This is a genomic window from Streptomyces sp. NPDC059443 (assembly GCF_042750105.1).
In the GTDB taxonomy this organism is placed as follows: domain Bacteria; phylum Actinomycetota; class Actinomycetes; order Streptomycetales; family Streptomycetaceae; genus Streptomyces.
Genome location: NZ_JBHYVM010000009.1, coordinates 164,413 through 178,116, shown reverse-complemented (window position 1 = coordinate 178,116; position 13,704 = coordinate 164,413). Strand labels below are relative to the sequence as shown.

The 13,704-nt window shown below is 70.3% G+C and carries 9 protein-coding genes and 5 tRNA genes; 9 read left to right on the top strand and 5 right to left on the bottom strand.

Annotated features, from left to right (window positions below):
• Positions 1–4: 4 nt before the first annotated feature.
• The 5 genes from ACFXDJ_RS11935 to ACFXDJ_RS11915 all read right to left on the bottom strand — a co-directional run bounded on the left by ACFXDJ_RS11935 (position 5) and on the right by ACFXDJ_RS11915 (position 8,950).
• Complete coding sequence (locus tag ACFXDJ_RS11935; RefSeq protein WP_384658709.1) at positions 5–3,232, bottom strand: nitrate- and nitrite sensing domain-containing protein; 3,228 nt, start codon at positions 3,230–3,232, stop codon at positions 5–7.
• A 307-nt stretch (positions 3,233–3,539) separates the two neighbouring features.
• Positions 3,540–4,124, bottom strand: a complete 585-nt coding sequence (locus ACFXDJ_RS11930) for an ATP/GTP-binding protein (RefSeq protein ID WP_073776607.1) — start codon at positions 4,122–4,124, stop codon at positions 3,540–3,542.
• Positions 4,105–4,500, bottom strand: coding sequence for a DUF742 domain-containing protein (locus ACFXDJ_RS11925; protein WP_356661769.1), 396 nt, complete (start codon positions 4,498–4,500; stop codon positions 4,105–4,107). Before ACFXDJ_RS11925 ends, ACFXDJ_RS11930 begins: the two co-directional genes overlap by 20 nt.
• 151 nt (positions 4,501–4,651) lie before the next feature.
• Positions 4,652–5,065, bottom strand: coding sequence for a roadblock/LC7 domain-containing protein (locus tag ACFXDJ_RS11920; RefSeq protein ID WP_069922098.1), 414 nt, complete (start codon positions 5,063–5,065; stop codon positions 4,652–4,654).
• A 9-nt stretch (positions 5,066–5,074) separates the two neighbouring features.
• Positions 5,075–8,950 carry a nitrate- and nitrite sensing domain-containing protein gene (locus ACFXDJ_RS11915; RefSeq protein WP_384848933.1) on the bottom strand — a complete coding sequence of 1,292 codons (3,876 nt, stop codon included), beginning with the start codon at positions 8,948–8,950 and terminating at the stop codon, positions 5,075–5,077.
• Between the two features lie 606 nt (positions 8,951–9,556).
• On the opposite strand from ACFXDJ_RS11915, the gene ACFXDJ_RS11910 reads away from it, so the two are divergent.
• From ACFXDJ_RS11910 to ACFXDJ_RS11870, 9 genes are all read left to right on the top strand, one after another.
• Complete coding sequence (locus ACFXDJ_RS11910; RefSeq protein ID WP_384658704.1) at positions 9,557–9,742, top strand: hypothetical protein; 186 nt, start codon at positions 9,557–9,559, stop codon at positions 9,740–9,742.
• Positions 9,743–10,002: 260 nt separating this feature from the next.
• Positions 10,003–10,791 carry a fumarylacetoacetate hydrolase family protein gene (locus tag ACFXDJ_RS11905; RefSeq protein ID WP_384658702.1) on the top strand — a complete coding sequence of 263 codons (789 nt, stop codon included), beginning with the start codon at positions 10,003–10,005 and terminating at the stop codon, positions 10,789–10,791.
• Positions 10,784–12,259 (top strand): glutamate--tRNA ligase, encoded by a 1,476-nt coding sequence (gltX, locus tag ACFXDJ_RS11900; RefSeq protein ID WP_384658700.1) that lies wholly within the window; start codon positions 10,784–10,786, stop codon positions 12,257–12,259. The genes ACFXDJ_RS11905 and gltX overlap by 8 nt, the downstream gene beginning before the upstream one ends.
• Before the next feature lie 100 nt (positions 12,260–12,359).
• Positions 12,360–13,088, top strand: a complete 729-nt coding sequence (locus ACFXDJ_RS11895) for an HAD family hydrolase (RefSeq protein WP_384658697.1) — start codon at positions 12,360–12,362, stop codon at positions 13,086–13,088.
• Positions 13,089–13,174: 86 nt separating this feature from the next.
• Positions 13,175–13,246 (top strand) — tRNA-Gln (locus ACFXDJ_RS11890).
• Between the two features lie 26 nt (positions 13,247–13,272).
• A tRNA-Glu gene (locus ACFXDJ_RS11885) sits at positions 13,273–13,345 on the top strand.
• A 61-nt stretch (positions 13,346–13,406) separates the two neighbouring features.
• Positions 13,407–13,479 (top strand) — tRNA-Glu (locus ACFXDJ_RS11880).
• 24 nt (positions 13,480–13,503) lie between these two features.
• Positions 13,504–13,575: transfer RNA gene (locus tag ACFXDJ_RS11875), tRNA-Gln, on the top strand.
• A gap of 22 nt (positions 13,576–13,597) precedes the next feature.
• Positions 13,598–13,670, top strand: a tRNA-Glu gene (locus ACFXDJ_RS11870).
• Positions 13,671–13,704: the final 34 nt, after the last annotated feature.

Genomic DNA, 13,704 nt, shown 5'->3' with positions numbered 1-13,704 from the left:
CACACTAACGCTCCTGGTCATAGCTGTTACTTGACTGCTCGGATCCCGCGTTGCGGCCTTGCTGGACACCGCGCCGCAGGTTGCTCAACCTGCCACGGATGTCCTCCGGGGCCCGGGAGACCTCGGGGCCTCCCTGCGGGGTCGTCTCCGCAGCGCCCTCGACCAGGTTGGCCTTGGGCACTCGCCGAGGGAGACCGGACGGGGTGACCCCGCCCGCCTTCGGCTCACGGAGCTTGCCGGCCTGCTGCCAGCGCTCGTCGTTGCGCGAGCGCCATGCAGCGTCGCCCTCCGTGTTCTCCGGGGCCCGCTCCGCCTCAGCGGGCTGCTGCTGACGCTGCGGCCGCTGCTCGAAGAGGGATCCGGTGGACTCCGCTTCCTGCTGTGCCGGCTGCCGCTGCTGCGGGCTGCCGCGACGCGGCAGGCCCGCTCCGGTCACTTGGTGACCGGTGTCTTCAGCGGTGCCCGGACGGTCGAAGCCTACGCGCTCCGGGGCGCGTTCGGGAGCGGCCGGTGATTCCGATTCGGTCCCGTAACCCTGCTGGTAGGAGCCCGAGTACGTGTTCTGCTCGGGCCACTCGGCCTGCGGGGAAAGGGAATCGTACCCGCCGTCGTACGCCGGGAGCTCCTGCTGCTGCTCCTGGTACTGGGCTTCCGGATAGCCGTACTCCTGCTGCGGGTACGCCTCGTACCCCTGCTGGGGCGCTCCGGCCTCGTAGCCGGCGGCGTACTCCTGCGCGGGCTGCTGCTCGTAGCCCTGGTACGGCTGGTACGCGTGTTCCGGCTGGGGTTCCGCATACTCCTCGGCGGAGTCCCCGGCGAACTCCTCGTACCCCGGCGGCTGCGCCTGCGGATAGCCCACCTGGGCCTCCAGCGCGGCACGGCGCTCCTCGCGACCCAGGGAGCGGCCGACCGGGTCGGCGGCATCGAGGCCGTCGGGGCCCGGCTGGTCGGCCCGGTGGACCTCGTAGCGGGAGTCGTCGAAACCGAGCTCGGCGGCGGTGCGCAGCGGTACCGCGTGCTGCGACTGCTGCTGCGGGATGATCGAGGAGACGGTGAAGTCGTCGGAGTCCGCCCCGGGCACCTCGCCGCCGCCACCGTGGGTGATGACGTCGGGGAGCATGACCAGCGAGGTCGTGCCGGCGGCCTCGCCCGAGGGGCGCAGCTGGACGCGGATGCCGTGCCGGTCGGCCAGCCGGCCGACCACGAACAGACCCATGCGCTGCGAGATCGCGGCGTCCACGGTCGGCGGATTGGCCAGCTTGTGGTTGATGTCCGCGAAGTCCTCGGCGGTGAGGCCGATGCCCTTGTCGTGGATCTCGACCATCACGCGGCCGTCGGGCAGACGCGTCGCGTTGACCCGGACCTTGGTCTGCGGGGAGGAGAACGTGGTGGCGTTCTCCAGCAGCTCGGCGAGCAGGTGCACGAGGTCGGTCACGGCCTGGCCGTGGATCTCGGCCTCGGAGACGCCTGACAGTTCCACGCGCTCGTACTGCTCCACCTCGGAGGAGGCGGCGCGCAGGACGTCGACGAGGGGGACCGGCTGGTCCCAGCGGCGGCCCGGGTTCTCACCCGCGAGGATGAGGAGGTTCTCGCCGTTGCGGCGCATGCGGGTGGCCAGGTGGTCCAGGCGGAAGAGGTTCTCCAGCTGGTCCGGGTCGCCCTCGTTGTTCTCCAGGTCGGTGATGAGGCTCAGCTGGCCCTCGATCAGCGACTGGTTGCGCATGGAGAGGTTGGTGAAGATCGCGTTGACGTTGCCCCGCAGGAGCGCCTGCTCGGCGGCGAGCCGGACGGCCTCCCGGTGGACCTGGTCGAAGGCGCGGGCGACCTCGCCGATCTCGTCCTGGGAGTCGATCGGGATCGGCACCACGCGGGTGTCGACCTTGCCCGGGTCGGTGCGCGAGAGCTGGTCGACGAGCATCGGCAGGCGCTGCTCGGCGATGTCGAAGGCGGCTCCGCGCAGCCGGCGCATCGCGCCGGCCATCTGGCGGGCCATCATGCCGGCCAGGATGAAGGCGGCGAGCAGGGCCACGACCACGATCGAGCCGGTCAGGATGGCGTCGTTGCGGGCCGAGTCGGAGACGGCGACGGCGTCCTTGACGGCCTTGTCGAGGAGTTCCTTCTCGATCTCGGCGTAGCCCTCGAACTTGGCGGTCGCCGCGGCCTGCCAGGCCTGCGGGGTGGTACCGGCGGCGGCCAGGGCGTCCTTGCGCTGGCCGCTGGCTATCGCCTCGGTCATGCCGGTGAGCGCGGAGCCGTTGACCATGGGCGGGGCGCGGAAGACCGTACCGGCCAGCTCCGCGTTGTGCTTGGCGGCGGCGAGCTTGTCGGCACCGTCCTGCGACTTCTTGCCCATGACCTCCTTGAGCCGCGTGGTGTCCTCTTCGGTGCCGGCGGCGACGTACTCGCTGACGGCGATGTCCTCCAGGTACGCGTACGAGGAGAAGGCGACGAGCTGGGCCTTGCGGACGTCCTCGTTCTCGTTCGGCCGGACCAGCAGGTGGGTGCCGACGGAGCGCTGCAGCGAGTTCGCGGCCTTGGACAGCTCGATCGCGTAGACCATGCGGCCGTACGAGGTCACGTTGCCGGTGCCCAGGCCCAGCTCGTTGGAGAACTGCATGAGGTAGTGCTGGACCAGCACGTAGCCCTCTTCGGTCGGGATGGGGCCCGCCGCCTTGGGGAGGTCCTTCTTCGCCGTCTCCAGCTGCGCCATGTAGGCCGACTTGCGGACCTGCTCCAGCTTGGGCTCTTCCTGCCGGAAGAGCTCCAGGCGGCGCTCCATGCCCTGGCCGCTGGGCATGTCCTTCACGGCCTGGGCGAACTTCGCCTTGGCCGAGTCGGTGGCGGCGTACGCCTTGGTGACCGCGTCGTTTTCGCGCTGGCCCCTGAGGAGGGGCTCGGCCGTCAGGTCGCGCTCGTTGAGGAGGGCCTGGCCGTATTCGGCCGCGGCCTGGACGATGCGGGCCGTCTTCTCGGCGTCCTTGGCCTCGTTCCAGGTGTCGATCGAGCCCTTCACCTGGAAGCCGCCCATGACCAGTCCGACGAGGACGGGAACGAGCAGGATGGCGTTCAGACGGGTGGGCACGCGCCAGTTGCGGGGCGAGAACCTGCTGGTGCTGCCGCTGCTCTCGGGGGCGTCCATGGGTACGCCGATGGACGACGCGGCCGCCCGTGGCGGCGGGGTGAAGTTGCCGCGCGCGGGTTCATCCGCGGGGCTTGAGTTGCTTCGCCTCACTCGACCAACAACCTCTCGGCGGTGCTACTAGCTAGTTCGTTGAATTCCAGCACGGTTAACGGCCGTGTTCCAAACAGTTGAAATCGGCCATTCATAGAGCCTTATGCCCCACATAAATCGGACATAAAGAGCGTCCTGCGGCAAAAGTGGGGCCTGTTGTGAGCGCAGCGACACCGGACGAACGCACCGTGTCGCCAACTAAGGGCAATTCTCTGTCGAAACGTTATGAACCAAGGGGGCGGGCCGTGTCCCATGACACAGCCCGCCCCCCGAAATCAGCCCGCGCGGCACCCGTTGTGAGCGGCCGTTACTTGAGCCGCGCCATCAGGGCGTGCTCGACCAGCGTGATGAGCGCGCTCTTGGCGTCCGCGCGGTGGCGGGCGTCGGTGGTGATGATGGGGGCGTCCGGGCCGATCTGCAGGGCCTCGCGGACTTCCTCCGGGGTGTACGGCTGGTATCCCTCGAAGCCGTTGAGGGCCACGACGAACGGCAGGCCGCTGTTCTCGAAGTAGTCGACGGCCGGGAAGCAGTCGGCCAGGCGCCGCGTGTCGACCAGGACGATCGCCCCGATCGCGCCGCGCACCAGGTCGTCCCACATGAACCAGAAGCGGTCCTGACCGGGGGTACCGAAGAGGTACAGGATCAGGTCCTGGTCCAGGGTGATGCGGCCGAAGTCCATGGCGACCGTGGTGGTCGTCTTGTCCCCGGTGTGGGTGAGGTCGTCGATGCCCGCGCTCGCGGACGTCATCACGGCCTCGGTACGCAGCGGGTTGATCTCGGAGACGGCGCCGACGAACGTGGTCTTGCCCACGCCGAAGCCACCCGCCACCACGATCTTCGCGGAGGTGGTGGAGCGAGGAGCCGCTCCGCCGTTAGAGCTTGCGAAGTCCACTGAGAACCCTCTCGAGCAGCGTTACATCCGGCGTGCCGCCGGCCTCTCCATTGCCCGGCTGGTGGATGGCCACCATGCCGGCCTCCGCCAGGTCGGCGACGAGGATCCTGGCGACACCGAGCGGCATCGACAGCAGTGCGGAGACCTCCGCGACCGACTTGACCTCACGGCAGAGGGTGCAGATGCGCTGGTGTTCCGGGAGCAGCCCGGACAGGTGCATCGGATCGGCCGTGGTGCTGACCAGCGCCTCGATGGCGAGCTGGTAGCGCGGTCGGGTCCGGCCGCCGGTCATCGCGTAAGGACGAACCAGCGGCTGGTCGCCGTCCGAGTACGACGAGTCTCCGTACGCATCGGGGTAGGCGGGGGGCGGGGTCATTGATCCTCCGGGCTGGACAGCATTGGTCAGCGTGCCGTCTGACGGGGCGGCCGGTGGGGGGACGGTATGACGGCCTGGTGGTGGTACTGGGTTCCGGGGTACGGGCCCCGGTCCCCCGGCCGGAAGTACCGTCCGGCCGGGAGAGTGGCAGTCAGGTGAGAAGGCTTCCCTGCAGCTCCGCGCGCAGGTCCGGGGTGAGGACACTGCCGGCGCGGTCCACGAGGAGGGCCATCTCGTAGCCCACGAGGCCGATGTCGCACTCGGGGTGCGCCAGTACGGCCAGCGAGGAGCCGTCGGAGACCGACATGAGGAAGAGGAACCCCCGGTCCATCTCGACCACGGTCTGGTTGACGGCGCCGCCCTCGAAGATGCGGGAAGCACCCGCGGTCAGGGAGGTCAGCCCGGAGGCCACCGCGGCGAGCTGGTCGGCCCGGTCGCGGGGGAAGCCTTCGGACATCGCCAGAAGGAGGCCGTCGGCGGAGACCACCACGGTGTGGGACACCCCAGGGGTGTTGTCCACGAAGTTGGTGATCAACCAGTTCAGGTTCTGTGCCGCCTGGCTCATCGAACTCAACTATCGCTCCTGCTGGTAAGTGGGGTCGATCTGGTAACTGCCGGTGGCCGGGCCGCTGTTGCCGGCCTGGCGTCCCTGCTGGATACCGCGTCGGAGGTTGGTCAGACGGCCGCGGACGTCGTCCGGCGAACGCGAGACCTGGGGACCGGCCTGCGCCTCGGCCTGCTGCTGCGCGGTGCCGGCCACGAGGTTCGCCCGCGGGACCCGGCGGGGCAGACCCGAGGTGGTGATTCCGCCGGCGGCGGGCTGGCGCACGCGCTCGGCCTGCCGCATCAGTTCGTCGTTCGGCGAGGAACGCCAGCTGACGGTCGGCACGGCGCCGGTCTGGGCCGCATCGGCCGGAGCCTGCTCCTGGCCGCGCTGCGGCAGCTGGTGCTGCTGCGGGCGCTGCGGGGAGGCGGGCAGCGGAGCAGGGGCCGCCGGGGCGGGCTGCTGCGACTGCTGCGACTGCTGGGGTACGGCCGGTCCCTGCCCGGGGGGCTGGACGCCCTCCTGGCGGAACCAGTTCGACTCCATCGAGTCGAAGATCGGGCTGCGGCCTTCGCCGGTGCTCGGACCGGCCGGGGGCAGTGCCTCCGGCCGGGGCGCCTGCGGCAGCCGCGGAGCCTCGGCGCGCGGGGTGGGTACGGGGGAGTGGCCGCCCTGGGGCTGCGGGGCCTGGCCGGGCTGGGGGTAGCCGCCGACACCGGGGCCGCCGGGCCGCTGGGCCTGGAAGTCCGGGCGGGGGAACTGGCCCGTGGCGGCCGGGTCCGCGAAGTCCGGACGCGGGAACTGGCCCGTGGCGGAGGGATCGGCGAAGTCCGGGCGGGGGAACTGGCCCGTGGCGCTGTGGTCGGCGTAGCCGCCGGCCGCGGGAGCTCCGCCGTTGTAGCCGCCGCCGTTGACCATGCCGCCGTTGACGTTGCCGCCGGCCTGCGGGGCCGGGGCGTTGAAGTCGGGACGGGCGAACTCGGAGGTGGAACCGGGGCCCGACAGCTCGTCGTGGCCGCGCGGCACGTCCTGCCCGCGCTGCCCGGCGCCCCAGCTGGTGGTCTGCGGCATCCCCGTGGGGGCGCCGACCGAACCCGGGAGCTCCGGACGGGGCGCGCCACCGCGCGGCGGCAGCTGCGGCCGGGGGCCGCGCTGGGCCTGGGCGTCGGGAGCCGGAGCCCCGGGGCCGCCGGCCTGCTGCGACTGCTGGCCCTGCTGGGGAGGCTGCGGCCGCTCGAAGCCGTTGCCCTGCGGGAACCCGCCGGGGCCGGAGGCCATGGGGGCGCCGGCCGGACGGGCCTGCGGACCGCCGAAGCCACCGGGACCGCCGAAGCCGCCCGCGGGACCGGCGCCGGAGCCGGGACCGGGACCGGAGACCGGACCGCGGCCCGGCAGCGGAGCACCCGAGCCGAAGGCACCCTGGCCCTGACCGGCGGTGGTCGCACCCGGCTGCGGGCGGCCGCCCGGAGCACCGGGACCACCCTGCTGCTGGGGCCGGCCACCCTGCGGACCGGCGCCGCCGTCGCGCCCGGGCAGGGCGGCGCGCTGGGCGCCACCGGAGACCTGCCCGCGCTGCGGACCGGCGCCCACGGGGGGACGTACGCCCGCACCGGGCACGGAGGCCTGCGCACCGGGAGTGCCGGGAGCACCGGGACCGCCCTGCGGACCGCCGGAGGCACCCGGCATCGGAGCCGGCTTCTTGCCGCCCTGGGCGACGTCCACCGGAAGCATGACGAGGGCCGTCGTACCGCCCGAGTCGGAGGGGCGCAGCTGGATGCGGATGCCGTGTCGCAGGGACAGGCGGCCGACCACGAACAGGCCCATGCGGCGGGAGACGGAGACGTCCACGGTCGGCGGCGACGCGAGTCGCTCGTTGATCGCGGCGAGGTCCTCGGGGGAGAGGCCGATGCCCGTGTCGTGGATCTCCACGAGGACACGGCCGTCGGGCAGCGCGTGACCGGTGACCTTGACCTTGGTCTGCGGGGAGGAGAACGAGGTGGCGTTCTCCAGCAGCTCGGCGAGGAGGTGCACGAGGTCGTTGACCACGCGGCCGGCGACCTCGGTGCCGGGCACCGAGGCGAGTTCGATGCGCTCGTACTGCTCCACCTCGGACGCGGCGGCGCGGAGCACGTCGACGAGCGGGACGGGGCGGGTCCACCGGCGGCCCGGCTCCTCGCCCGCGAGGACGAGGAGGTTTTCGCCGTTACGGCGCATGCGGGTCGCGAGGTGGTCGAGCTTGAAGAGCGAGGAGAGCTGGTCCGGGTCGGCCTCGCGGGACTCCAGCTCGGAGATGAGCGAGAGCTGACGCTGGATGAGGCCCTGCGAACGGCGCGAGAGGTTGGTGAACATCGCGTTGACGTTGCCTCGCAGGAGGGCCTGCTCGGCGGCGAGGCGGACGGCCTCGCGGTGCACGTCGTCGAATGCCGCGGCCACCTGGCCGATCTCGTCGCGGGTGTGCAGACCGACCGATTCCACGGTCGTGTCCACGTCCTGCGGGTCGGACTCGGACAGCTGCTTGACGAGCTCGGGCAGCCGGTCCTGGGCGACGCGGGTCGCGGTGTCCTGGAGGCGGCGCAGCGAGCGGATCATCGAGCGGGCCATGACGAAGGCGCCGACGAGGGAGACACCGAGGACGAGGAAGATCAGCGCACCGTTGATGATGGCGTCGCGCTGGGCGGTGCTCTTGAGCTCGCGGGCCTTCTGCTCCATGTCTTCGAGCAGGGTGATCTCGATGGACTTCATGGCCTGGAGCTTGGTGTCGTCCGCGTCGTACCAGTTCATCCAGGAGCGGTTCTGCTCCTTGGAGAACTGGTCCTTGTTGGCGAGCACGCGACGGGCGTAGTGGTCGGCGGTGCCGATCTCCTGGTTGCCGTCACCGAGGACCGCGAGGAGCTCTTCGGGCTTGCCCTGGTAGACGAGCTCGAAGGTGGTCTTCGCCTGCTCCTCGCCGCGCTGGGCGGCGAGGGCGTACAGCCGGTCGTTCTCGGGCAGGTTGCCGCCCTGCGCGGGGTCGGCGGGGAGCGCCGCCGCGATGATCGCGCGCTGGATCGAGGCGTACTCCTTGGCGGAGGAGAACGCCGCCAGGGCGCGGGTGCGCTTGATCATCTCGGGGTTCGAGGTGGCCTGCGCCATGTCCTGGGAGAGCGAGAGCAGCGAGACGATCAGCGCGTTGTACTCGGTGACCGTCTGCTGGGCGCCGTTCTGGTACGCCTTGGCGCGGATGTCCTCGATCTTGGTGAGACCGCGGCCGATCTGCAGGACGTTGTTGCGGATCGACTTGAGGGTCTCGTCCTTGTCGCCCGCGTTGTCGACCTTGTCGGTCGCGGCGGCGAAGGCCTTGGCCGCGGCGTCGGTCTGGTCGCGGGCGCCCTTGACGAGGCTGTTGGCCTTGCCCGACTTGTCCACCGACAGCGGACCGGCGGACTGGTCGCGCTCGGCCTGGAGCATGGCGGCCAGGTTGGTGGCCTGACGGGTCATCGTCGTCAGCAGCTGCATGTGCTCCAGCTGGGCGATGTCGTTGAGCGAGTCGTTGATGCGGAAGCCACCGAGCGTGGTGGCCGCGACGACCGGCAGGGTCAGCAGCGACACCAGTCGCGTGCTGATGCGCCAGTTCTGCATGGCGAGACGGGAACCGGACCCACTGGGGGCCTTGGGTATCGCCGTGTCGCGCTCGGCCGACTCGTCGTTGCCCCTGGGCGTGCCCTTGGGCTTGGCGCGTCCCTTCGCCTTCACCGAGGCGGAGGCATCGGGGCCCGCGCCCTCGACAGCCGGCCCGCGGTTCTGGGCGTGCTGGGGCGAGGAGCCACGGTCGGTCCCGGCGCGCGGCTCCTGCTCTGCCGCGGCATCCCCTCGGCCCTGGCGGGCCTGGGGAGACCCCTTGCCATCCCTCTTGAATCGTCCCTGCACTAGCGTCGCAACCTCTGGACCAGGCGTCCCGCCGGGCGACCGGTGGGACGGTGTCGAGTCGTGGGGCAATGCGCCCCATGGTGGTCGTCGGTGACCGGCGCGTCTCCCTCTCCGTTGCCGCCGCGCTCGGCGCTGTCTCGCGCCACCTGCGCGCCGGCTGATTCCCGCGGCGGTCCCGCGAATTCCAGCACAGAGGCGGATCTCCAACAAGGTGCGAGTGTCCGCCCGGAGAGTCGGTCACGGCATGTGACCCATGTGCTACCCGTCGTGGAGGCCAATTCGTATGGAATCGGACTTACGCCGCCCAAACCCCGCGCCTGGCAAGCTGTCCCAGTCGAGATGATCAGGAGCGGAATGACGCATTCAGTAGCGCAATGTCCGTTTTTTCAGGCGAAATTGACTGCCCGTTATGACCGTAATGACTGGTCACGGGTGAGCAAACTCACATAGCCGTGGCCATTACTTCCCGGTTCGACGGGGGATTCAGATGTTTAGCCTTGAGCTTTACAGGGCTGACGCGTCCGACAAGCGGCATCCCGAAGACGCCGGGCGGCGTCCGCCGTCGCCGTCCCCAACCGACCAGCGAGCCGAGGGCCCCAGACTCCGATGAAGACGACGATGCTGTTCCGCAACATAGCCAACCCGCGCCGCACCACCCTCGCCCACCTCAAGGACGCCGAGGAGCTGCAGGCCGTAGCGGTCCCGGAGCACACCGTCGAGCTGCCGGCCCAGACCGCGAACCCGCGCCGCACCATCCTCATGAACGCGCCGGTCCCCGCCGCCGCGCAGTGATGGGGGTGTCCGGCGGATCAGGGCCGGGCCCGGGTCGGCTGGCACCGCGCCTTGCCGCGTTGTCGTCGGTCGCCGACGCTCCGCGTCGACTCCCTCCTCCGCCTTGCAATCCACGGCACCAGCCGACCCGGCCTATCCGGCCCTGATCCGCCGGACACCCCCGACCCCGCAGAAAGCCGCGCGAAGCGTCGGCCCCCACCGCGTTAGCCTGGAGTCCGCAGACTCCAGCCAGCGGAAATACAGAGGGGCAGACGCAACACGTGCGCATCGCCAGGTTCTCGATCGACGGCAATGTCGCGTTCGGCGCGGTCGAGGGCAGTCCTGCCCCCGGCGCCGAAGGTGAGCTCGTCCTCGACATCATCAAGGGCATCCCGTTCGCGGACTTCGAGCTCTCCGGCACGAAGGTCCCGCTGAACAAGGTGCGGCTCCTGCCGCCCGTGCTCCCGAACAAGATCGTGGCCATCGGCCGCAACTACGCGGAGCACGCGGCAGAGCTGGGCAACGAGGTCCCCGACGCGCCCATCACCTTCTTCAAGCCCTCCACCTCGGTGGTCGGCCCGGGCGACCCGATCACGTACCCCTCCTTCTCCCAGGACCTCCACCACGAGGCGGAGCTCGCCGTGGTCATCGGCCGCATGTGCCGCGAGGTCCCGCGCGAGCGCGTCAAGGAGGTCATCCTCGGCTACACCTGCGCCAACGACGTCACCGCGCGCGACGTCCAGCAGCGCGAGAAGCAGTGGGCCCGCGCCAAGGGCTTCGACAGCTCCTGCCCCCTCGGCCCCTGGATCGAGACCGAGCTCGACCCGAGCGATCTGACCATCCAGTGCACCGTCAACGGCGAACAGCGCCAGCTCGGCCGCACCAGCGACATGGTCCGCTCCATCGAAGACCTGATCGTGCACATCACCGAGGCCATGACGCTGCTCCCGGGCGACGTCATCCTCACGGGGACCCCGGCCGGAGTCGGCCCCCTCAACGTCGGCGACGAGGTCGCCGTCACCATCGAAGGCATCGGCACTCTCACCAACAAGGTGATCAAGCGTGGCTAACGCGACCCCCCGCGTACGTTTCTGTCCCTCCCCGACCGGCAACCCCCACGTGGGCCTGGTCCGGACCGCACTCTTCAACTGGGCGTTCGCCCGCCACCACGGCGGCACGTTCGTCTTCCGCATCGAGGACACCGACGCGGCGCGCGACTCCGAGGAGTCGTACAACCAGCTGCTCGACTCGCTGCGCTGGCTCGGCTTCACCTGGGACGAGGGTCCCGAGGTCGGCGGCCCGCACGCCCCGTACCGCCAGTCCGAGCGGATGGACATCTACAAGGACGTCGCGCAGAAGCTGATCGACGGCGGCTACGCCTACAACTGCTACTGCTCCACCGAGGAGCTCGACGCGCGCCGCGCCGCCGCCCGCGCGGCCGGCAAGCCCTCCGGCTACGACGGCCACTGCCGCGAGCTGAGCATCGTGCAGGTCGAGGCGTACGAGGGCGAGCACCGCCCCCACATCGTCCGCTTCCGGATGCCCGACGAGCCGATCACCTTCACGGACCTCGTCCGCGGCGAGCTGACCTTCACCCCGGAGAACGTGCCGGACTTCGGCATCCTCCGGGCCAACGGCGCCCCGCTGTACACGCTCGTCAACCCGGTCGACGACGCGCTGATGGAGATCACCCACGTGCTCCGCGGCGAGGACCTGCTGTCCTCCACCCCGCGCCAGATCGCGCTCTACGGGGCCCTGATCGAGCTCGGCGTCGCCAAGGCGGTCCCCGCCTTCGGCCACCTGCCGTACGTGATGGGCGAGGGCAACAAGAAGCTCTCCAAGCGCGACCCCGAGGCCTCGCTCAACCTGTACCGCGAGCGCGGCTTCCTCCCCGAGGGCCTGCTGAACTACCTCTCGCTCCTCGGCTGGTCCTTCTCCAAGGACCAGGACATCTTCTCGATCGAGGAGATGGTGGAGAAGTTCGACATCCCGGACGTCAACGCCAACCCGGCGCGCTTCGACCTCAAGAAGGCCGAGTCGATCAACGGCGACCACATCCGCATGCTGGACCCGAAGGCCTTCGCGGACGCCTGCGCCCCGTGGCTGAAGGCCCCGCACGCCAACTGGGCCCCCGAGGACTTCGACACGGCCGCCTGGGAGCGCATCGCGCCCTACGCCCAGACCCGCGTCACGGTCCTCTCGGACATCACCGCGAACGTCGACTTCCTGTTCCTCAAGGAGCCGGTCGAGGACCAGGCCTCGTGGGACAAGGCGATGAAGGGCGAGCCGGCGGCCCTGCTCACCACCGCCCGCGAGAACCTCGCCGCGGCCGACTGGTCGGACCCCGAGTCCCTCAAGCAGGCCGTCCTGACCGCCGGCGAGGCCCACGGCCTCAAGCTCGGCAAGGCCCAGGCCCCGGTCCGCGTCGCCGTCACCGGCCGCACGGTCGGCCTGCCGCTCTTCGAGTCCCTCGAAATCCTGGGCAAGGACCGCTCCCTGTCCCGCATCGACGCGACCCTGACGAAGCTGGCCGCGTAGCCGTACTCGTACGAGTACCCGTACCCGTACTCGAAATCCCTCAGGGGCGGCAGCCGCAAAGGCTGCCGCCCCTGAGGCGTTACGGCGTAGGGTCGGCGGTATGCCGATTCGTGCCGTGCTGTGGGACATCGACGACACCCTGTTCGACTACACCGGAGCCGACCGGGCCGGGCTGGCCGCGCACCTCGCCGACGAGGGGATCGCGGAGCGGTACGGGCCTGCGCGCGAGGCGCTCGCCCTGTGGCGGCGGATCACCGACCGGCACTGGGAGCGCTTCGCCGCCGGCGAGGGGACCTTCCAGGGGCAGCGCCGCGACCGGGTGCGGGAGTTCCTGGCGGAGCCCGCCATGAGCGACGCGCGGGCCGACGACTGGTTCGGGCGGTACGTCGAGCACTACACGGCCGCCTGGGAGCTGTTCCCCGACGTGGTGCCCGTACTGGACGCCCTCGCGGACGGCTACCGGCACGGGGTGCTCTCGAACTCCTCCGTGGTCAACCAGGAGCCCAAGCTGCGCCGCCTCGGCCTGCGCGACCGCTTCGAGGTCCTGGTGTGCGCCGTGGAGCTGGGCGTCAGCAAGCCGGAGGCCGGGGCCTTCCTCGCGGCCTGCGAGGAGCTCGCACTGGAGCCGCACGAGGTGGTCTACGTGGGGGACCAGCCGGAGATCGACGCGCGCGGCGCCCGTGACGCCGGACTGACCGCGGTATGGCTCGACCGCGACGGCCTGCGGGGCCCGGGACCCGAGGGCGTGCACCGGATCGCCGGACTCGAACGGCTCCCCGAGCTGCTGGCCCTGGATACCCGTTTTGGAGCACGGTCAGCCATCCGGTAATGTTCTTTCTGCGCCGCCCGAGCGGGCCGAAAGGCCGGGCCGGAGGCGCTAACCGAACGAAAGCCCCTCAGGGTCTTGAGTTTTGGTGGGCTATAGTGTAATTGGCAACACGAGGGTTTCTGGTTCCCTTATTCTAGGTTCGAGTCCTGGTAGCCCAGCGCAGTTCAGTAGTGACGCAGTGCTTGCCCCCGTTGTGTAGCGGCCTAGCACGCCGCCCTCTCAAGGCGGTAGCGCCGGTTCGAATCCGGTCGGGGGTACAGATCCTTCCCGCGAGATCTCCAGGGTCGCACCCGGATGTTTTGATGCAGGATCGCTAGGGCCCCCGTTGTGTAGCGGCCTAGCACGCCGCCCTCTCAAGGCGGTAGCGCCGGTTCGAATCCGGTCGGGGGTACGGTGTCTAGCTGGTCTAGACCATTGGGCTATAGTGTAATTGGCAACACGAGAGTTTCTGGTTCTCTTATTCTAGGTTCGAGTCCTGGTAGCCCAGCGCAGTACCGCAGTAACAGCTAGCCCCCGTTGTGTAGCGGCCTAGCACGCCGCCCTCTCAAGGCGGTAGCGCCGGTTCGAATCCGGTCGGGGGTACGCATCGAAGAGGCCCTCCGCGTTCGACGCCGCG